This window comes from Pantoea cypripedii (assembly GCF_002095535.1).
Classification (GTDB): Bacteria; Pseudomonadota; Gammaproteobacteria; order Enterobacterales; family Enterobacteriaceae; genus Pantoea; species Pantoea cypripedii.
On record NZ_MLJI01000001.1, the window covers coordinates 2,450,244 to 2,470,583 of the forward strand.

Below are 20,340 nucleotides of genomic sequence, written 5' to 3' on the forward strand. Positions count from 1 at the left end.
GCGCGATTTATGGCGCGGGTTGTTATTAACGCGAACGAACATTGCGCGATAAATCGCGCCGCTACGATTAAGACTTTATCCATCATTAAAAGTGATGGCTGGATTTTATTCCGGCTAACATTATCGTGGCTTGCTCCTTATTATCTTCTCACCCTCTTCGGTGAGTCTGACTTCGTAATAACGTGTCATATCACTGACAATCACAACAAAATCAATTAAGCCTTCACGCATCAATGGTGCCAGGCTCCGGCAAGTGACCTCTGTGCGTTTTCTTCGTACATTATCATGTCTGACTTCCACACCGACTGCTTTATCACCTCGTAACTTATAATCCGTTCCGTTTCGCATGCGATTCAGAGTTACAAGCTTCTCCTGTGAAATCATGGTCATATCCATTTACCCCAGCCAAAAGCACTACATTGATGACACACGGATGCTCTGGTTCACAAAATCATCCATGCTTTTAGTTGTAATAAGTTCTTTTCTCTTCACGTCATGGTAATGACAATATGGAAATTATGTGAGTTTAATATTGGCGGGTTGACGGATTTATATTTCTATGATCCATCACATTTCGTCACTGCGCGGAGTCAAACGCTTATTTTAGATAAAAAGAACCCCAGCAAGAAAAACTGGGGTTTGGTACTTGCAAACATCACGTCATGCTTTCGGCGTGCTGCGCGGCAAAATTGGCGCGATTTCAGGCTACCCGGACGGTGTTCATCTGCATCATGCTTTTCATGGCTTCCACCACATCACCATCAACGCAGTAGCGACTGAATTCATCGGTTTCCGCTTCAGAACACATCGACACCCCAGCTTTGCGGTAGCGCATCGGGGAGGCGACTAAGCGGCTTGCCGAGCTATGAACTTCCTGGATTCCACCATCCAGAAACTTCTGCAGGTTGCTAAGACGCACCCCTGCCCCGGCCATAATGATTGGACCCACGTTTTGCTCATTAAGTTCCCGCAATAATGGAATTCCGGTTTCCGCGCTTTGCTGCTGACCCGAAGTCAGAATGCGCGCGATACCCAAATCACTCAGTACCTCAAGCGCACGCTTTGGGCTATGGCACAAGTCAAAGGCGCGATGGAAGGTCACTGCCATGCCGTCACACAACGCCATAATCTGGCGCATACGGGCGACATCCACATGGGCATCTTCATCCAGCATGCCAATAACCAGACCGGGGAAACCCAGTTCACGCATCAGCGCCACATCCGATTTCATCACTTCGAACTCGTGGGCGGTATAGCAAAAATCGCCGCCGCGTGGCCGGACAATGGGATGCACCGGAATCGTCACCTGCCGTCGCGCCGCTTCCAGCACCCCCGCTGAGGGTGTCAGCCCGCCTTCACGGGGTGCGCTGCACAGTTCCACTCGGTCAGCACCGGACAGCTGCGCAGTCATTGCACAGTCGATGCCGTAGCAGCATATTTCCAGTTTCGTCATACTTTTCTCCTTTCACATGACTTCTGGCTCGGGAAGATTGCTTAAGTTAGTCTGCTCAATGAAGACAGTTTACGTGGAAAACTAACTATGGCATTCAATTTTGACCAATGGATAGACCGCCGTCACAGCGATAGTTTGAAATGGCACAAATATGGCGATCAGGATGTACTGCCGCTATGGGTTGCTGACACCGATTTTCGCTCCCCGGAATGCATAATTACTGCGATAAAAAACCGGGCAGAGCACGGTGTTTTCGGTTACGGCACTACGCCAACCGGATTGATTGATATCACGATTTCCCGTCTGGCGCAGCGCTATGGCTGGCAGATCCAGCCGGAATGGATTGTGCTGTTGCCTGGGGTTGTGAGTGGCCTGAATCTTTCGGTCCGCGCATTTACCGACCCTGCGCAAAGCACTGTCGCTCCGGACCCGATTTATCCCCCCTTTCGCGCTGCGGCTAAACTGGCAGATCGACATCAAACCCACTTACCACTGCGGTTAGAAAATCAGCGCTGGCTAATGAATCTGGCGGCGGCGAGTGAACAAATGCAGGGTAACGAGCGTCTGCTGATGCTGTGCAATCCGCAAAATCCGGGCGGCACTGCTTATCGTCGTGACGAGTTGCTGGCACAGCTGGCTTTTGCGCAACAGCATGATCTGATCGTCTGCTCTGATGAGATTCATTGCGACCTGATCCTCAGCCCCGGCGTACAGCACGTCCCCTTCGCATCGCTGAGCGAAGATGCGGCGCAACGCAGCATCACGCTGATTTCACCGTCGAAGACCTTCAACATTGCCGGGCTGGGCGCTTCAATGGCGATCATCCCTAACCCGGAATTACGTGAACGTTTTAATCAGACACGTCAGGGGATTGTGCCCGCGGTGGATATTCTGGCACTGGTCGCAGCAGAGGCGGCCTGGCGAGAGGGGGATGCCTGGCTGGCGGCGCAGCTTGATTATTTGCGCGCCAATCGTGACTGGCTGGTAGAACAGGTTAATGCCCTGCCCGGACTGAGCATGGTGTCCCCAGAAGCGACCTACCTCGGCTGGATCGATGCCAGCCAGCTTGCCGTTGCCAGCCCGGCACTGTGGTTTGAACAGCACGGGCTGGGTTTCTCACCAGGACGCGACTTTGGCGATGATAATTTTGTTCGTTTCAATTTTGGCTGTACCCGCGCCACGCTGGAGGAAGCTGTCGCCCGTCTGCAACGCGCGGTGGCAACCCGGCGTTAAGCCTGTTCGCTGGCGACGATCTCTTCCAGTCGCCACGGATGAAACTTAATGGTGGTTTGCCCATCCGTCACTGCCAGGGTCGGATTGGGCAAACGCTCCTTCTCGCCCTGCGGGGTGCTGGTTTTAAACGAAATTCCCGGTTGCATCAGCGCTTCATCGGCCAGCAGCGCCATCGCCCGCATGCCGAGCGTTTCCGGCTCGCCACGCAACACAATTTCCACATGTTCCCAGCCTTCATGCCGATAGAGTTTTTCACCCGGCCAGGGCAACTCAATCACCTCGACCTGCCATCCCGCCAGCTGTATTGGCTGATGCAATTTGAACAAACAAATCGGGCGACCGTTGATCATTGCTTCAGAGAACTGGCTGCCGATTTGCAACAAACCCTGCTTCCAGCGCTCAGCCGTAGCGTACTGATGGCAACGTACAGCCACATGATCGGCCTCGTGCTGATCGAGCTGCAATCCCAAACGTTCAGCAAATTGTAGTAACGCCTGTTCAAAGCGCAGCAGGTCCTGTTCCAAATCCTTCAGTTCTGAAGGAAAAATCATCGTCATGCGTCAATCACCTCGCGATTAGTTTAGATCTTTTAATCAATGTAGATTCTTGCAGAATCTGAATTTCTCCGGGCATAACTGTCAGAATCATCTGATTTAGACCGTAAAACCCCGTAAAACCTTATAAAACTGCCTTTCAATTCGGATTAATCGTAACCACAGGTCCAAAAGTTACTTTATGAAAGTACCTTAACCACCTGTTTTTAATAAATATAATTAATACAATGAGATAAGTCTTATTTAGCCTGCAAACAATTGCAGCCTGAAATCCTTTCTTATAAATTTGTGACTACTCAAATAAAAGGAATGGCCCTATGTCTATGCTCATTGTTGTCGCGGTCCTGATTGCATTGATGGGATTTGCAATTTCCCGCCACTGGAAGGTGCGTGAAGACAAAAGCGTTAAAAATCCTCGTCGCTTTGCACGGCGCCGTTAATCGGCGCTGTGTTTCCTCTATTTTTCAGTCTGAACCGATTGCTGACGCACTCTATCATTTCACGTATACTTCCCCTCTTATTTTTTCCGTCCCGCCAGCCCGAGAACGCCTCTGCGGGATGACGACAACGGCTCGCTTATGGCAGGCGGGCCATTTCAGCATATGAAGGTAACGCGGTGAATATTCAGGCTCTTCTTTCCGACAAAGTCGGTCAGGCAATGATCGCGGCAGGTGCGCCTGCCGATTGCGAACCCCAGGTTCGTCAGTCCGCTAAGGTGCAATTTGGCGACTACCAGGCGAACGGTATCATGGCGGTGGCAAAAAAGCTCGGTCAGGCACCGCGTCAGCTGGCTGAGCAGGTGATCCAGCATCTTGACCTGCACGGTATTGCCAGCAAAGTCGAAATCGCCGGTCCCGGCTTCATTAATATCTTCCTCGATCGCCAGTGGCTGGCTGAACAGGCGGCGCAGGCGCTGATCTTACCCCGTCTTGGCGTTAGCAGTGTGGCACCCGAAACCGTGGTGATTGACTATTCCGCACCGAACGTGGCGAAAGAAATGCACGTGGGTCACGTCCGTTCCACCATCATCGGTGATGCTGCGGTGCGTACGCTGGAGTTTCTCGGCCACCATGTCATCCGTGCCAACCACGTCGGTGACTGGGGCACGCAGTTCGGTATGTTGATTGCCTACCTGGAAAAACAGCAGAACGAACATCATGAAGATATCGCCCTGGCGGACCTCGAAGCCTTCTACCGCGAAGCCAAACGCACTTATGACGAAGACGAAGCTTTCGCCGAGATCGCACGCGGCTATGTGGTGAAATTGCAGGGTGGCGATGAATATTGCCGCACCATGTGGAAGAAGCTGGTCGACATCACCATGAGTCAGAACCAGAAAGTTTATGACCGTTTAAATGTCACTCTGACGCGTAAAGATGTGATGGGTGAAAGCCTGTACAACGACATGCTGCCGGGCATCGTTGCCGACCTGAAAGAGAAAGGTCTGGCGGTGATCAGTGAAGGCGCAACCGTGGTGTTCCTTGATGAATTCAAAAACAAGGAAGGCGACCCGATGGGCGTGATTGTGCAGAAGAAAGATGGTGGCTATCTCTACACCACCACCGATATCGCCTGCGCGAAATACCGTTACGAAACCCTGCATGCTGACCGTGTGCTGTATTACATCGACTCACGTCAGCATCAGCATCTGCAACAGGCATGGACTATCGTGCGTAAAGCCGGTTACGTGCCTGAGAGCGTGCCGCTGGAGCACCACGCATTTGGTATGATGCTGGGCAAAGATGGCCGTCCGTTCAAAACCCGTACCGGCGGCACCATCAAACTGGCTGACCTGCTGGACGAAGCGGTTGAACGCGCACTGGCGCTGGTCAGCGAGAAAAACCCGGATATGACGCCGCAGGAGTTGCAGGATCTGGCGGAAGTGGTGGGCATCGGCGCGGTGAAATACGCCGACCTGTCAAAAAGCCGCACCACCGATTACGTCTTCGACTGGGACAACATGCTGGCCTTTGAAGGCAATACCGCGCCTTACATGCAGTATGCCTACACCCGCGTGCTGTCGGTGTTCCGCAAAGCCGGGATTGATGCCGACAGCCTGCAAGGCGAGATCGTACTGACTGAAGAACGTGAAGCCCAACTGGCCACTCGTCTGCTGCAATTTGAAGAAGTGATCACTCAGGTTGCGCGTGATGGTACGCCGCATGTGATGTGTGCTTATCTGTACGATTTGGCGGGTCAGTTCTCGGGCTTCTACGAGCACTGCCCGATCCTGTCGGCGGAAGATGAGCAGGTGCGTAATAGCCGTCTGCAACTGGCGGCATTGACAGCGAAAACGCTGAAGCAGGGTCTCGATACCCTCGGCATTAAAACTGTCGAACGTATGTAATACGAAAAACCCGCCAGAAGGCGGGTTTTTTATGGGCTAGTGATAATTCACCGTAACTTCACTGCTCACCACGCGCAGGCCTGGCGGCACGGCGCCCCGGCCGTTAAATCCAAAAGCCAGATGTAGCGTCTCATCTGCAGCGATATGCGCCAAACCGCGCGTCGTCCCGCTCGCCCCCTCCAGCAACACACAACGCTGGGTGGCACAAAGGCGCACCACCAGCCCGGAGGGTGCCGGGCGGCTCAGTTGATAACGCCAGCTCACCTGTGAAATTGTTCCCTGTACCTTTGATGTGGCACGCAACGGTGGAGAAGCCAGCCAGTTACCGCGCGCCCCAAGCGTCGGCCCGCTGGCGCTGGCATGCCACGCACCGTCCGCCGCTACCGCCCACAGGGGTAATAACAGCAACAAACCCGGCCACACGCGACGCATGTTATTTGCCTCCGATGGTGGCGGTCATGCGAATCTGGCGGTTATCCGTCAGCTCCATATTAGACAACACCACCAGCTGCGGCAGATTGCGGCGCAGGAAGCGCGCCAGCAATGCCCGCAGCGGATGGTTAACCAGCAGCACCGGCGGCGCACCCAGCATTTCCTGACGTTGCAGCGCATCCTGTGCCTGATGCAACAAGCGATCGGCGAGACCCGGTTCCAGGCCGCCGCCGCCCTGTAATGCCTGCAACAATAAGCGTTCCAGCGTCGCATCCAAACCAATCACCTGCACTTCCCCGTTGCCTGGGAACCACTGCTGGGTGATGGCGCGGCCCAGCGCCACGCGAACTACGCTGGTCAGTTCCTGCGCATCGGTCTGCACCGGTGCATGTTCGGCGAGGGTTTCGATAATGGTGCGCATGTCGCGAATCGACACACGCTCCGTCAGCAGGTTCTGCAAGACCTTATGCAACGTGGTCAGGGTAATGACGCCCGGCACCAGGTCTTCAGTGAGTTTCGGCATTTCCTGCGTCACGCGATCCAGCAATTGCTGCGCTTCCTGACGACCAAACAGCTCGCTGGCGTATTGTCCAATCAGGTGATTGAGGTGCGTGGCCACCACGGTACTGGCTTCCACCACGGTGAAGCCCTGAATCTGAGCCTGCTCTTTCAGAGCACTGTCGATCCAGATAGCCGCCAGGCCGAAAGCGGGATCGACGGTCGCCTCACCCGGCAGAGTGCCCGCTGCGGTGCCAGGGTTAATCGCCATCCAGCGTCCCGGATAAGCATCACCGCTGCCAATTTCCACCCCTTTCATCAGGATGCGGTAACGGGCAGGCGGCAGTTCCATGTTGTCGCGGATATGTACCACAGGCGGCAGAAAGCCCACATCCTGCGCCACTTTTTTACGGATACTGCGGATACGCCCCAGCAGTTCACCGTTTTGTAAATGATCGACCATCGGAATCAGGCGATAGCCAACTTCCATACCGAGTGAATCTTCCAATTGGACGTCGGTCCATGAAGCTTCAACCGTGGCAGGCGTCTCCTGACTTTTCACTACACTGGACGCTTCCGGTTGTTTCTTCGGCTGCATCTGACGGCCACGCAACCACCAGGCCAGGCCCAGTAACCCTGCGGTAAACAGCAGGAACACGAAGTTAGGCATACCCGGCACCAGGCCCAGCAAACCGATCACCCCACCACTTAGCATCAGCACGCGCGGGTTGTTAAACAACTGGCCCACCATCTGCTCGCCAACGTCCTGGTCGGTGCTGACGCGTGTTACGATGACACCGGCAGCAGTCGAGATGACCAGCGCCGGGATCTGCGCTACCAGGCCATCACCGATAGTCAGCAGCGTATAGGTTTCGGCTGCGTGCCCCAGATCCAGACCGTGCTGAACCACACCCACCAGCAGGCCACCGATCACGTTTATCACCATGATCATGATCCCGGCGATGGCATCACCACGCACAAACTTACTGGCACCGTCCATCGAACCGTAGAAGTCCGCTTCCTGGGTCACCTCTGAGCGACGGCGTTTGGCTTCCTCTTCACCGATCAATCCGGCGTTCAGGTCGGCGTCAATCGCCATCTGTTTGCCGGGCATCCCATCGAGGACAAAGCGCGCACCCACCTCAGCGATACGGCCAGCACCCTTGGTGATAACCATAAAGTTGATGATGACCAGAATGATGAACACCACGATACCAATGGCGAAGTTACCACCGACCAGAAAGTGGCCGAAGGCTTCCACCACACGTCCTGCCGCTGCGGCACCAGTATGACCATCCAGCAGGATGATACGTGTCGAGGCGACGTTAAGCGCCAGACGCAACAAGGTGGAGAACAGCAGAATGGTAGGAAATGCCGCGAAATCCAGCGTGCGCTGGGTGAACATCGCCACCAGCAACACCATGATCGACAGCGCAATGTTAAAGGTAAACAGCAGGTCAAGGATGAACGCGGGTAATGGCAGCACCATCATCGACAGGATCATCATGATCAGTACCGGACCGGCCAGTACCTGCCATTGTGTGTCTTTGAAGTTGCCCGGTAACCGCAGCTTTTCGGCCAGATTAGCCATCGTTTCTGTTCTCTCCTGGAATGTCCATCTCTGCCGGGACCGACAGATTATTAGGTTTCTTCGGTATCATGCCGCCTTCACGCTTCCAGCGTCGCAGCTGCCAGACCCACGCCAGCACTTCGGCCACCGCCGCATAAAGTGCCCCTGGAATGAACTGACCAATTTCGGTATGACGATATAGCGCACGCGCCAGCGGCGGTGCTTCAAGAATGGGTACGCGATGTTCTTTGCCCAGTTCGCGAATTTTCAGCGCCACATCACCCGCCCCTTTGGCGATCACCTTCGGTGCGCTCATTTTTTTCTCGTTATATTGCAGTGCCACCGAGTAGTGCGTCGGGTTGGTGACGATCACATCGGCCTTGGGTACGTCAGCCATCATGCGGCGGCGGGCAGCGGCGCGCATCGCCTGACGAATTCGCCCTTTAACATGAGGATCGCCCTCCTGCTGTTTGAATTCGTCACGGATATCCTGGCGCGACATGCGTAATTTTTTGAAGTAGCTGTACAACTGCCAAAACACATCGAAGCCGACCATCGGAATCAAACCCAACATCACCAGCACACAGCACACGGCGATCATGTTCATGCCATGTTCCAGCGCGTTCATCGGGGATTCACTGATTAAACGCAGCATCTCCGGCCAGTGCGACCAGACATACCAACCAGCCACCGCCCCCACCAACACCGCCTTGAGGATGGCTTTCAGCAGCTCAGCCCAGGTTTGTCCTGAAACCATACGTTTCAGACCACTCAACGGGTTAAGTTTGGTTAAATCGAGGCTGAGAGATTTACCGCTGATGACGATACCGCCCAGCAGCATCGGTGCAGCCATCGCCACCAGCACTAAACCGGCCATCAGCGGCAGCACCGCCAGCACCGCCTGACCAATCAGGGTACTGATATGTGCCACGATCACTTTGTCATCCGTGACCATGCCATGATCAAAACGAAAACCAGTCGCGACCATCGCCGCCAGCCGTCGCGCCATGCTGGTGCCACCCAGCCATAAAATCATAATGCCGGATAACATCATCAGTAATGACGTCAGCTCGCGCGAACGCGGAATCTGCCCCTCTTCACGCGCTTTTTCAAGTCGGTGCGCTGTGGGCGATTCTGTTTTGTCCTCGTCGCTACTGTCTTCAGCCACGACATACCTCTGCTGACTGGAATTCTGAGCATAGGATGCCAAAAGGCGCGGACGCTAAAGCGTGGATTAAGGGGGGAAAATGTCAGCTTATTTAGCCATAAGGGAAATTACCGCCTGCGCAGATGACATCGCGGGGTGTTCAGGAATTGTGTTGTTTTAACTCATCCTCACTGAGGCCCGTCACTTTTATGATGGTGCTGAGAGCCAGTTTTTCCGCCAGCATACGGCGTGCTATTTCCAGTGTGGCTTCCTGACGGCCCTCCAGGTATCCTTCTAGCCATCCTTTCAGATGTGATTCCAGTCGCCACTGCTCTTCAATCGTCATAATCTTTTCCTCAAGTTGCGGTTTGGCTTGTCTCAGTATTTCAACCACCTTGCCCCGATCATCTGTATCTCCATGTCGCAGCAAATAAAAGTTGCCTGGCGACGGGAAGATGACTGGACGTTAGCACAGGTGATCAACCTCCGAAATTTGAGTCATCAAAATGTCAGAGGGATTTAAGGCATTCAGGATGTGTTCAGGAAAGTATCAGCAAAGAGTCATTTCAAAACGATGCCCTTTCAGGACAGGGCATCGTGCTGCTACACCATTGTGTAATGTGTCGCGTTGGCGACGCTGGTCGCGCGATAAAAGCGCACCACGTCACCCACCAGCAACAACGCTGGTGATTGCGGCTGCTCGCGGGCGACTGTCTCGCTAAGCTGCTCCAGGGTGGTGATGAGCACCCGCTGTTCTGGTCGCGTGCCATTCTCAATGATGGCAACCGGCGTGGTCGGTTCTCGCCCCTGCGCCTGCAACTGTACGCTAATACTGGCGCTCCATTTCAGCCCCATATAAAACACCAGCGTCTGATTGGCGGCGGTGAGGCTATGATCATCCAGCTGCGGCTCGCCGGTTTTACCGTGCCCGGTAATCAGTCGCAGCGACTGGGCGCATTCGCGATGGGTCAGTGGAATACCGCTGGCTGCCGCACAACCTGCAGCGGCCGTAATCCCTGGCACCACCTGACAACCAATTCCGGCCTGCTGGAGACAAACCATCTCTTCCCCACCACGACCAAAAATAAAAGGATCGCCCCCCTTCAGACGCACCACATTGCGCCCGCTACGCGCCAGATCCACCAACAGTTGATTGATCTGCGCCTGTTTTAACCCATGGCTGCCAGGCTTTTTACCGACATCGATCGCCAGCGTACTGGCCGGCACTTCCGCCATGACATCATCACTGACCAGCCGGTCATAGACCACCACATCCGCACTTTTGATCAACCGCAGCGCTTTCAGCGTCAGCAGCTCCACATCGCCCGGCCCGGCACCCACCAACCATACCTGCCCCTGTGGCGCTTCCAATCCCGGCGGGTTAAACAGTTTATCCAGTGTCTCAATTGCCTGGGTCATGATGGCCTCCGCTACTGCGCTACCTGAAGCGCGCTGATAAGTTGTTTCAGCTCCGGAATACAGGAGCCACAGTTGGTGCCGCACTTGAGCGATGCGCCCAGCGCTGCCGGAGAGTGGCAACCCTGCTCAATGGCTCGTCGGATGGCGACTTCACCGACGCCAAAACAGCTGCAAATGGTCCGTCCCTGGCTCTCTCCCTGCGCAGGCCGTCCGCCAAGTAACGCATGACGTTGTTGCGCCGTGGCTGGATGTTCGCTGAATCCCAACGCGACAAAGGAATGGTCAATCTCTGGTAACCAGGGAGCGGCATAGAATGCCCGCTCCAGCTGACCATCGCGCCAGCCCAACAGATGCAGCTGCTGTCCTGCACGGGCTTGCTGCCATTGCAGTTCAGCTGCACCGGGCTGTTGCTGTAACCAATCGGCTGGTGAGCCCTGCCCGGCCAGCACATAACGCTGGACACCCGGCTGCGGCGCGCGTGACCAATAATCCACATGCTGTGGATCCGCCTGCTCACGCTGCCACAACCAGCCCTGCCACTGCGGACGCAGCGGTTGCAGACGCACGGCAGTTTGCTTGAGGGCTGGTTGCCCGGAATCCGGACAACAACGCGCCGCCACCAGCCCATCGACATTCGCCTGGGCGCTGTACTGACGCGTCCAGTGCATCGGGATAAACAGCTGTCCACGCGTCAGGCCGTTATCAATATTCACCCGGCCACACCACCAGCCAAGCTGTGATTGCACCCGCGTCAGATCCCCCTGACTCAGGCCATGTGCCGCCGCGTCATGGGGATGCAGCAATACAAAAGGTTCGTCGTAATGCTGCATCAGCCGCGGCACTGCACCGGTACGCGTCATGGTGTGCCACTGATCGCGGATACGCCCGGTGTTCATCAGCAACGGATAATGTTCGGACGATGGGGTAGATAACGGAATGGCTACCGGCAGCAGACGGGCTTTACCCTCTGGATGAAAGAAGCGGCGATCGCTGAACAGCCGGGCAGTACCTGCCGGGGCAGCCGGGTTAACCGGCCACTGCACCGGCTGCAACTGGTCATACTGTTCACGACTCAGCGTTGCCAGGGCGCTGATATCAAACGCACGACGCCCCTGATTTTCAAAGCCAGACAACGCTGCATGTTCAATAAAGATTTCATGGGGATGCTGCCAGCCAAAAGCGTCCTCATAACCGAGGCGCTGAGCCACCTGAGCCAGCAACCACCAGTCTGGCTTCGCTTCCCCGGCGGGTGCAACAAAACTGCGTTGCCGCGAAATGCGGCGTTCCGAATTGGTCACGGTGCCATTCTTTTCCCCCCACCCCTGAGCGGGAAGCAGCACGTCGGCATAAGCGCTGGTATCGGTGGCCGCACTCACCTCCGAGACAATCACCAGCGGGCAACGCGCCAGCGCTTCAGCCACGCGATTTCCCTCCGGCATCGACACCGCCGGATTGGTGCCCATAATCCAGACCGCTTTCACCTCACCACGTTCAACCGCCTGGAACAACTCTACTGCCTTCAGGCCAGGCTGAGAGGCTACCCGCTCGCTGCGCCAGAAACGGGCCAGTCGATCCACCTCTTCCACGCTAAACCCCATATGCGCGGCCAGTTGATTGGCCAGGCCGCCTACTTCGCGCCCGCCCATGGCATTGGGCTGGCCGGTGAGCGAGAAAGGCCCACATCCCGGACGGCCAATTTTGCCGCTCAGCAGATGCACGTTAAGGATGGCGTTGTTATTGTCGCTGCCAGTCTGCGACTGGTTGATCCCCATGCACCATAACGTCAAGACACGGGGATGCGCGGTGAATAGCTGCCAGAAGGCAAGGATGCTGGCCTGATCCAGCTGGCAGGCACGGGCAACGGCGGCCAGATCCCAGTCAGTACAGGCTGCCAGCGTCGCTTCGACATGGTCGAGGTGCGGCAGCATACTGCGATCGATGCCGCCCTCGCTGCTCAGCCAGTTAAGTAATCCGGCAAATAAGGCGCTATCGCTGCCGGGACGCAAGGCCAGATGCAGATCGGCCACATCACAGCTGGCGGTCCGCCGCGGATCGATAACCACCAGCTTCATCTCTGGCCGCTGCTGCTTCGCCTGCACCAGCCTCTGCCAGGCAACCGGATGCGCCCAGGCCGCGTTGGAACCCACCAGAATCACCAGGTCCGTCTGCTCAATGTCCTCATAGCAGCAAGGCACCGCATCGGCACCGAAGGCCCGTTTGTATCCCACCACCGCCGAGGCCATACACAGCCGCGAGTTGGTATCGATATTGGCGGCACCAATAAAGCCTTTCATCAGTTTATTGGCGGCGTAGTAATCTTCGGTCAGCAGCTGGCCAGAGGCATAAAACGCCACTGCCTGTGGGCCATGCTGATGGATGATGTCACGCAATCCTGCGGCCACATAATCCAGTGCCTGATCCATGCTGACACGCTGGCCTTTGACCTGCGGCCACAGCAAACGTCCCTCCTGTCCTAGCGTTTCCCCCAGCGCAGAACCCTTGACGCACAGGCGGCCAAAGTTAGCCGGATGCTGGCGGTCGCCACTGACCGGGGCATCAGGAGCAGGGATCTCGACGCCGCAACCCACGCCACAGTAGGGACAGGTGGTTTTCATGATGCTGCCGCCAGGGCCAGCAGCGGCTGATTACCCAGCCAGACTTTGCCACCCTCAACCCGTACTGGCCAGCAACGTAATTGCAGCTGGGGGTTGTCGAGGCTTTGCCCGTCACGCAGGCGTATCCGCTGCTTATACAATGGCGAGATCACCACCGGCTCCCCGGCCACATCACCGAGAATGCCGCGTGACAACACGCTGGCCTGAGTACCCGGTTCAATATCCTCCAGCGCATAAATGGCACTACCGAAGCGGAACAAGGCCACACGCTGCTGACCCAGCCGCGCCCCGACACCTGCCGCAGGGGGGATCGCCGCCTCATCACAGATGGCGTGCCACGGTTCCGCTGGCAGGGTCAGCACCGGGATGCTTAGGTTATCAACCGGCTGACGCTGGCCACGTACTTCGCTGTAATGCAGGGTTTCGTCCGGCTGGTCGCTGTTGATGGTGGCACTGAACAACGCACGGCGCGACGGGTCGGCCAGCGTGGTGTGCCATTCGCACTGATAACGATCCACCACCAGCTGCATCTCCTGCTCCAGCGTGGCACCGATGCCAAGCGCATCGTCAATCACCACCTCACGCAGATACGCCAGCCCGCCCTCCATGTTGTCCATCCACACGCTGGTGCGTTGCAAACGATCGGCAGTGCGGACATAGAACATCAGGATGCGATCGACATAACGGATCAGGGTGTCGTCATCCAGGTCGCTGGCAAACAGGTCAGCATGGCGGGGTTTCATACCGCCATTGCCGCACACATACAGGTTCCAGCCTTTATCAGTGGCGATCACGCCAATATCTTTGCTCTGCGCTTCGGCACATTCGCGCGTGCAGCCAGACACCGCCATTTTAATTTTGTGCGGCGCACGCAGGCCCTTGTAGCGATGCTCCAGCGCGATGGCAAAAGCGGTGGAATCCTGCACGCCGTAGCGGCACCAGCTCGATCCGACGCAGGATTTTACCGTGCGCAGCGATTTGCCATAGGCATGGCCGGTTTCAAATCCGGCGGCAATCAGCGCTTCCCAGATAGCGGGCAGTTGATCGAGACGCGCACCAAACAGGTCGATACGTTGTCCGCCGGTAATTTTGGTGTAGAGGTCGTACTGCGCCGCCACTTCACCAATCGCAATCAGGCCCTGCGGGGTGATTTCACCACCGGGTACGCGCGGCACCACCGAGTAGGTGCCATCTTTCTGGATGTTAGCGAAGTAGCGATCGTTGGTGTCCTGCAACGGCAGATGCGCGGGTTTAAGCAAATAATCATTCCAGCAGGAGGCCAGCAGTGAACCCACCAACGGCTTGCAGATTTCGCAGCCATGACCACGACCATGCTGGGCCAGCAACTCATCAAACGTGGTGATTTCACCCACGCGGATCAGGTGATACAACTCCTGGCGTGACCAGGCAAAGTGCTCGCAAATGTCCTTCTTCACTTCAACACCGAGGCTGGCGAGCTGATGCTCCATCACCTGCTTCACCAGCGCGCTACAGCCCCCACAACCGGTGGCCGCTTTGGTGCAGCTTTTCAGTGCCGCCATATCGCCACAGCCGCTTTGCACGGCAGTACAGATGTCGCCTTTGCTGACATTGTGGCAGGAGCAAATCTGTGCGCTGTCCGGCAACGCGGCAACGCCGAGTGCTTTGGCTGGCGCACCCGCCAGCTGAGGCAGAATCAGGCTTTCCGGCGCTTCCGGCAGCGCCATTTTATTCAGCATCATTTGCAGCAGGCTGGCGTAATCGCTGCTGTCTCCCACCAGCACCCCGCCCAGCAGGGTTTTGCCATCCTCAGACACCACCAGCTTTTTGTAGATGCCTTTCGGGTTATCGATCCATTGATAGTTCTGGCTGGCCGGAGTACGGCCATGAGCGTCGCCAAATGATGCGACTTCCACCCCCAGCAGCTTAAGTTTGGTGCTCATATCCGCGCCGCTGAAGGCCGTCTCTTCCTGAGCCAGTTGTCCGGCCAGCACCCGCGCCATCTGGTAGCCCGGTGCCACCAGACCAAAAATTTGTCCGTGCCACAGGGCGCATTCACCGATGGCATACACATCGCGCACGCTGGTCGCGCAGTTATCATCAATGACGATGCCGCCACGTTCACCGAGGGTCATGCCTGCCGCCCGCGCCAGCGCATCACGCGGGCGGATCCCGGCGGAAAACACCACCAGGTCGGTATCCAGCAGGCTGCCATCAGCGAAGCGCAGTTGCACGCTGCCGTCCGGCTGGCTCTCAATGGCTTCCGTTGCCTTGCTGGTGTGCACCTGCACCCCGAGGGCGCTGATTTTGCCACGCAGCATTTGCGCGCCACCGTCATCCAGCTGCACGGCCATCAGGCGCGGCGCAAACTCAACCACATGGGTTTCCAGCCCCAGTTGCTTCAGAGCATTAGCCGCCTCCAGACCCAGCAAACCGCCACCAATCACCACCCCGCGTTTCGCCCCACGCGCACAGGCGGCGATAGCATCGAGATCCGCCAGCGTACGATAGACAAAGCAACGCGGCAGGTCATGGCCTGGTACCGGTGGCACAAACGGCACCGAGCCGGTCGCCAGCACCAGTTTGTCCCACGCCAGTTCGTTCCCCTGGCTGTCGCGCAGGCTGCGGCGCTGCGGGTCAATCGCATTGACTTCACAACCGCTACGCAACTCAATGCCGTGCTGCTGGAAAAAATTGTCACTCACCAATGACAGGTCGTCAGCACTTTTGCCGGTGAAATACTCTGTCAGATGCACGCGATCGTAAGCCATCTGCGGCTCGTCGCCGTACACCACAATATGATATTGCTGATGCAGCTCGCGGCTGACCAGTTGCTCAAGAAAATGGTGGCCAACCATACCGTGGCCCACGACTGCGAGAATGGGTTTGCTCATCATTGTGCTTCCTGCAGCCACTGGCTGCGTCGTATTGTTGTCCAGGCCAAACAGCGCATTGATATCAACGCGTTCGGTCCGTTGTAATCGGGTGAGTAACGTTGCTGCCGGACTGCTGTCACCAAACAACAGCACGCCTGAAAGCACGCCATCACGCAGGAACAGCCGTTGGTAGTGTCCCGCTAGCGGGTCGAAGCTGGTCAGCGAAGGGGCTTCACTCATCTCTCCGGCACTGAACATCTCGATGCCGCTGACCTTGAGCCGGGTGCCGCTCTCCTGGTAATAAAAATCATCCACCGGCTCCCCCGCCAGACTTCCGGCCAGCACTGCCGCCTGTGCCAGACAGGGTGCGACCAGACCGAAGGTTTCGCCGTCAATCTCGCAGCATTCACCCAGGGCATAGATACCGGGGATCGCGGTATGCAGCTGGCGATTCACCAGAATGCCGCGTTGACAAGGCACGCCCGCCGCCTGCGCCAGCGCAATCTCCGGAATGACGCCGATGGCAATCACCACCTGCTGTGCGGCGATCTGGCTACCATCGGTGAGCATCACCTGCTGCGCCTCCACCTGCTGCAACGACACCCCGAGACGGCAGTCGATACCACGTGCGGTCAGGTGTTGCTGCAACAGCGACCCGGCGTGAGCATCCAGCTGACGATCCAGCAGCCAGGGACGATGGTGCAGTAACGTGACTGCGCGCCCCTGCTGGCGCAGTGCCGCTGCCGCCTCAACGCCAACCAGGCCACCGCCCAGCACCACCACCGGTCCCACCTCAGCCTGCATTTTTTTCACATCGCGTAAGGTGCGGAATCCCAACACATGGGGCTGGCCGATGCCGGGCAGCGATGGCATCCGTGGCTGCGATCCGCAGGCAAATACCAGCTTGTCCCAGCTCAGGGTGCGCTGGTCGGTGTGCAGCAGTCGGGCGGCGATGTCCACCGACTCGACCTCTTCCCCCGCCAGCAACCTGACGCCGTTCTCCGCATACCATTGCGGGGAATGAATCAGGGTTTCAGCGAAGGTTTTCTCCCCCGCCAGCACCGGCGACAGCAGCACCCGGTTGTAATTTCCCTCGGGTTCGCGGCCAATGACGGTAATCGCATAACGTCCTGGCGCACGCTGCAGCAGGGTTTCCACCATGCGCATCCCCGCCATACCGTTTCCGATGACAATCAGCTGCTGCATGCCCGGCTCCTTACGCGACTGCCGTCTGCTTTTCGTAGAGGAAATGCAGGATTTGCTGACGCAACTGGTGATAACGCGGCTCATCGGCCAGCGCCACACGCGAGCGCGGGCGTGGCAAATCAATCGCCAGAATCTCGCCAACCTGCGCAGCAGGCCCATTGGTCATCATCAGCACCCGGTCCGAAAGCAGCACCGCTTCGTCTACATCGTGAGTAATCAGCACGATGGTGGTGTTGAGTTCCTGCTGGATGCGCATCACGCTGTCCTGCAAATGAGCGCGGGTCAGTGCATCCAGCGCACCAAAGGGTTCATCCAGCAACAACACGCGCGGTTTCATTGCCAGCGCACGGGCAATGCCCACGCGTTGTTTCATGCCACCCGAGATTTCTCCCGGACGCTTATGCATGGCATGACTCATCTGCACCCTGCCGAGGTTGTGCTCAATCCATTCCGCCATCTCGCTGCGGTTCATCTTGCCTTTAAACACCTGCTGCACAGCCAGTTCGACGTTTTGATACGCCGTCAGCCACGGCAGCAGCGAATGGTTTTGAAACACCACCGCACGTTCCGGGCCAGGACCCGTGATTTCACGGTTGTCACACAGCAGCACGCCGCTGCTCGGCGCGGTCAGCCCGGCAATCAGGTTGAGCAGCGTCGATTTGCCGCAGCCGGAGTGACCAATCAGGCTGAGGGTTTCTCCCGGATGGATGTCAAAACTGACGTTGTCGAGGGCGAGGAAATCACCCTGAGCCGTGGCGAAACGCTGACTCACCTGCTGCACACGAATGATCGGATTCATCAGATAGGCTCCTTATTTATCCCAGCTAAAACGACGCGCCAGCAGCATCAGCATCTGTTCGAGCAGCAGCCCGACCACGCCGATGATCACAATGGCAATCAGAATGTTTTCCACATTGAGGTTGTTCCACTCATTCCAGATCCAGAAACCGATCCCCAGGCCGCCGGTCAGCATCTCGGCGGCGACGATCACCAGCCAGGCGATACCGATGGACAGGCGTACCCCGGTCAACACTGCGGGCAACACCGCCGGGAAAAGGATGCGGCGCATCACCGTCCATTCAGACAGTTGCAGCACCCGCGCCACGTTGAGGTAATCCTGCGGGATCCGTTGCACCCCTTCGGCGGTGTTGATCACCATCGGCCAGATGGAGCAGATAAAAATGGTCCAGCTGGAGGCCGGTTCAGCACGCTGAAACAGCAGCAGGCCGATTGGCAGCCAGGCGAGCGGGCTTACCGGACGCAGCAGCGCGATAATCGGGTTGAACATGCGGGAGACAAAGGTGAAGCGACCGAGCAGAAAACCCGCCGGAATCCCCACCAGTGCTGCCAGGCCAAAGCCCACCGCCACACGTTGCAACGACGCCAGCACGTTCCAGCCAATGCCCTGGTCGTTTGGACCGTTGTTATAGAAGGGGTCGGCAAACAGGGTCAGCGCCGCCTGCCAGGTGGCGTAAGGCGTGGGAAAGCCTTTGCTGGATAACGCGGCGATTTGCCATACCAGCAACAGCAGCAGGATGCCGCAACCTGCCGGAATCAGCCGTTGCAACAGTGGCCGCAGCCACGGCTGGCGGACGCTGGGGGCCGTTTGAACCTTGAGAGTGATCACCTGCGCCGTCGGAGTGGCGGCGCTGACCGGCGTTTTCAGGGTGCGCGCTTCAGATTTCATGGCAACTCCTCTTAATGGTGAATAGCGAAACTGGCGGCGTAGGCGGCAGGATTGCTGCCGTCCCACACTTTGCCGTCCATCAGGGTGCTGCTGCGCATGACGCCAGTGGGCAGCGTGACATTGCCCACCGCAGCCGCAGCCTGCTTATAGATGTCGATACGGTTGATTTTCTGTGCCACGCCGAGGTAATCCGGATCGCTTTTCAGCATTCCCCAGCGTTTCAGTTGCGTCAGAAACCACATGCCATCGGAAAGCCACGGGAAGCTGACTTCACCGTCATGGAAGAAACGCATCGCATGTGCGTCCTGCCATTGCTGACCGAGACCATTTTCGTAATGACCCAACATGCGGCCTTCGAGGATTTCCGGTTTGGTGTTGATCCAGGCGCGTCCCGCCAGGGTTTGCGCGGTTTCACGTCGGTTGTCGTCAGAGGCATCAATCCAGCGCGCGGCCTCCAGAACCGCAGCGGTGAGTGCGCGGGCGGTGTTAGGGTTTTCCGTGACCCATTGCGAGCGGGTAGCGAGGATTTTTTCCGGGTGATCCGGCCAGATTTGCTGTGTGGTTGCGGCGGTGAAACCAATGTTGTCGCTGATGGCACGCTGGTTCCAGGGTTCGCCGACGCAGAAGCCGCTCATATTGCCGATCTTCATGTTCATCACCATCTGCGGCGGCGGTACCACCACGGTACGCACATCCTCAATGGGATCGATCCCGGCATTCGCCAGCCAGTAATACAGCCACATGGCGTGGGTGCTGGTGGGAAAGGTGTGAGCGAAGGTGTAAGTCCCTTTGGCGCTGCCCGCGATCAGGGTTTTCAGGCTGGCGGCATCGGTCACCTTCTGATCTTTCAGCTGATTGGCTAAGGTGATGGCCTGGCCATTGTTGTTCAGCGTCATCAGGTTGGCCATCTCGTGCTGCGGACCGGCCACACCCAATTGCAGGCCATAGATCATGCCGTACAACGCATGGGCCGCATCCAGCTCACCGGACGTCAGTTTGTCGCGCACTGCTGCCCAGCTGGCTTCTTTGCTGGGTTGCAGGCTGAGGCCGTATTTTTTGTCGAATCCTTTTACTGCCGCCATGACCACCGGCGCGCAGTCCGTCAACGGGATAAACCCCACCCGCACCGTACTTTTCTCCGGCGCATCACTGCCTGCTGCCCAGACGGCGTTGCGTAACCCAGGCAGCAGATAGCTACTGCCTACCACCGCACTGCCCAGCAAAAACTGACGACGGGAAATCGAAAACCGCGTTTTGCTCATCCGCTTTACCCTGAAAAAAAGGAATAAAAAAAGGCGTCCTCCCACATGCAATCGCACGGGGC

The 20,340-nt window shown here is 57.2% G+C and carries 16 protein-coding genes; 3 read left to right on the forward strand and 13 right to left on the reverse strand.

All coding sequences use genetic code 11. The features are described 5' to 3' along the window. Positions 1-120 precede the first annotated feature (120 nt). Complete coding sequence (locus HA50_RS11380) at positions 121-396, reverse strand: hypothetical protein (RefSeq protein WP_244193572.1); 276 nt, start codon at positions 394-396, stop codon at positions 121-123. 304 nt (positions 397-700) lie between these two features. Continuing rightward, the gene (gene cutC / locus HA50_RS11385; protein WP_084875425.1) at positions 701-1,453 is read right to left on the reverse strand and encodes a copper homeostasis protein CutC; all 753 of its coding nucleotides are present in this window, start codon (positions 1,451-1,453) and stop codon (positions 701-703) included. An 87-nt stretch (positions 1,454-1,540) separates the two neighbouring features. On the opposite strand from cutC, the gene HA50_RS11390 reads away from it, so the two are divergent. Next, positions 1,541-2,686: a MalY/PatB family protein gene (locus HA50_RS11390; protein ID WP_084875429.1), complete on the forward strand. Its 1,146-nt coding sequence runs from the start codon at positions 1,541-1,543 to the stop codon at positions 2,684-2,686. Here HA50_RS11390 and HA50_RS11395 read toward each other — a convergent pair. Further along, positions 2,683-3,243 carry a VOC family protein gene (locus HA50_RS11395; protein ID WP_084875432.1) on the reverse strand — a complete coding sequence of 187 codons (561 nt, stop codon included), beginning with the start codon at positions 3,241-3,243 and terminating at the stop codon, positions 2,683-2,685. The genes HA50_RS11390 and HA50_RS11395 overlap by 4 nt on opposite strands. A 314-nt stretch (positions 3,244-3,557) precedes the next feature. Between HA50_RS11395 and HA50_RS32000 the strand changes: the two genes are divergently transcribed. Beyond that, the gene (locus HA50_RS32000; protein WP_276329370.1) at positions 3,558-3,680 is read left to right on the forward strand and encodes a hypothetical protein; all 123 of its coding nucleotides are present in this window, start codon (positions 3,558-3,560) and stop codon (positions 3,678-3,680) included. 176 nt (positions 3,681-3,856) lie between these two features. Continuing rightward, positions 3,857-5,587: an arginine--tRNA ligase gene (argS, locus tag HA50_RS11400; RefSeq protein WP_084875435.1), complete on the forward strand. Its 1,731-nt coding sequence runs from the start codon at positions 3,857-3,859 to the stop codon at positions 5,585-5,587. A 36-nt stretch (positions 5,588-5,623) separates the two neighbouring features. Here the strand turns inward: argS and flhE are convergent, their stop codons facing one another. From flhE to HA50_RS11450, 10 genes are all read right to left on the reverse strand, one after another. Continuing rightward, entirely contained in the window at positions 5,624-6,019 is a 396-nt protein-coding gene (flhE, locus tag HA50_RS11405; protein WP_084875438.1) for a flagellar protein FlhE, read from the reverse strand. 1 nt (position 6,020) lies between these two features. Then, the gene (gene flhA / locus HA50_RS11410) at positions 6,021-8,108 is read right to left on the reverse strand and encodes a flagellar biosynthesis protein FlhA (RefSeq protein WP_084875441.1); all 2,088 of its coding nucleotides are present in this window, start codon (positions 8,106-8,108) and stop codon (positions 6,021-6,023) included. After that, positions 8,101-9,255: a flagellar biosynthesis protein FlhB gene (gene flhB, locus HA50_RS11415; RefSeq protein WP_084875444.1), complete on the reverse strand. Its 1,155-nt coding sequence runs from the start codon at positions 9,253-9,255 to the stop codon at positions 8,101-8,103. Before flhB ends, flhA begins: the two co-directional genes overlap by 8 nt. A 139-nt stretch (positions 9,256-9,394) precedes the next feature. Next, entirely contained in the window at positions 9,395-9,580 is a 186-nt protein-coding gene (locus HA50_RS11420; protein WP_084875447.1) for a hypothetical protein, read from the reverse strand. Between the two features lie 257 nt (positions 9,581-9,837). Continuing rightward, positions 9,838-10,653: a uroporphyrinogen-III C-methyltransferase gene (gene cobA, locus HA50_RS11425; protein ID WP_084875450.1), complete on the reverse strand. Its 816-nt coding sequence runs from the start codon at positions 10,651-10,653 to the stop codon at positions 9,838-9,840. 11 nt (positions 10,654-10,664) lie between these two features. Then, on the reverse strand, positions 10,665-13,268 hold the full coding sequence (locus HA50_RS11430; RefSeq protein WP_084875454.1) for a nitrate reductase: 2,604 nt from the start codon (positions 13,266-13,268) through the stop codon (positions 10,665-10,667). Next, on the reverse strand, positions 13,265-17,329 hold the full coding sequence (gene nirB / locus HA50_RS11435) for a nitrite reductase large subunit NirB (protein WP_208617284.1): 4,065 nt from the start codon (positions 17,327-17,329) through the stop codon (positions 13,265-13,267). Before nirB ends, HA50_RS11430 begins: the two co-directional genes overlap by 4 nt. Positions 17,330-17,339: 10 nt before the next feature. Next, positions 17,340-18,128 (reverse strand): ABC transporter ATP-binding protein, encoded by a 789-nt coding sequence (locus HA50_RS11440; RefSeq protein WP_084875459.1) that lies wholly within the window; start codon positions 18,126-18,128, stop codon positions 17,340-17,342. 12 nt (positions 18,129-18,140) lie between these two features. After that, entirely contained in the window at positions 18,141-19,016 is an 876-nt protein-coding gene (gene ntrB / locus HA50_RS11445; RefSeq protein WP_084875462.1) for a nitrate ABC transporter permease, read from the reverse strand. Positions 19,017-19,027: 11 nt separating this feature from the next. Beyond that, positions 19,028-20,278, reverse strand: coding sequence for a CmpA/NrtA family ABC transporter substrate-binding protein (locus HA50_RS11450; protein WP_084875464.1), 1,251 nt, complete (start codon positions 20,276-20,278; stop codon positions 19,028-19,030). Positions 20,279-20,340 lie beyond the last annotated feature (62 nt).

Coding starts and splice junctions, on each gene's coding strand:
- HA50_RS11380 (WP_244193572.1), bottom strand. CDS start 396: ATGGATATGACCATGATTTCACAGGAGAAGCTTGTAACTCTGAATCGC.
- cutC (WP_084875425.1), bottom strand. CDS start 1,453: ATGACGAAACTGGAAATATGCTGCTACGGCATCGACTGTGCAATGACT.
- HA50_RS11390 (WP_084875429.1), top strand. CDS start 1,541: ATGGCATTCAATTTTGACCAATGGATAGACCGCCGTCACAGCGATAGT.
- HA50_RS11395 (WP_084875432.1), bottom strand. CDS start 3,243: ATGACGATGATTTTTCCTTCAGAACTGAAGGATTTGGAACAGGACCTG.
- HA50_RS32000 (WP_276329370.1), top strand. CDS start 3,558: ATGTCTATGCTCATTGTTGTCGCGGTCCTGATTGCATTGATGGGATTT.
- flhE (WP_084875438.1), bottom strand. CDS start 6,019: ATGCGTCGCGTGTGGCCGGGTTTGTTGCTGTTATTACCCCTGTGGGCG.
- flhA (WP_084875441.1), bottom strand. CDS start 8,108: ATGGCTAATCTGGCCGAAAAGCTGCGGTTACCGGGCAACTTCAAAGAC.
- HA50_RS11420 (WP_084875447.1), bottom strand. CDS start 9,580: ATGACGATTGAAGAGCAGTGGCGACTGGAATCACATCTGAAAGGATGG.
- cobA (WP_084875450.1), bottom strand. CDS start 10,653: ATGACCCAGGCAATTGAGACACTGGATAAACTGTTTAACCCGCCGGGA.
- HA50_RS11430 (WP_084875454.1), bottom strand. CDS start 13,268: ATGAAAACCACCTGTCCCTACTGTGGCGTGGGTTGCGGCGTCGAGATC.
- nirB (WP_208617284.1), bottom strand. CDS start 17,329: ATGCAGCAGCTGATTGTCATCGGAAACGGTATGGCGGGGATGCGCATG.
- HA50_RS11440 (WP_084875459.1), bottom strand. CDS start 18,128: ATGAATCCGATCATTCGTGTGCAGCAGGTGAGTCAGCGTTTCGCCACG.
- ntrB (WP_084875462.1), bottom strand. CDS start 19,016: ATGAAATCTGAAGCGCGCACCCTGAAAACGCCGGTCAGCGCCGCCACT.
- HA50_RS11450 (WP_084875464.1), bottom strand. CDS start 20,278: ATGAGCAAAACGCGGTTTTCGATTTCCCGTCGTCAGTTTTTGCTGGGC.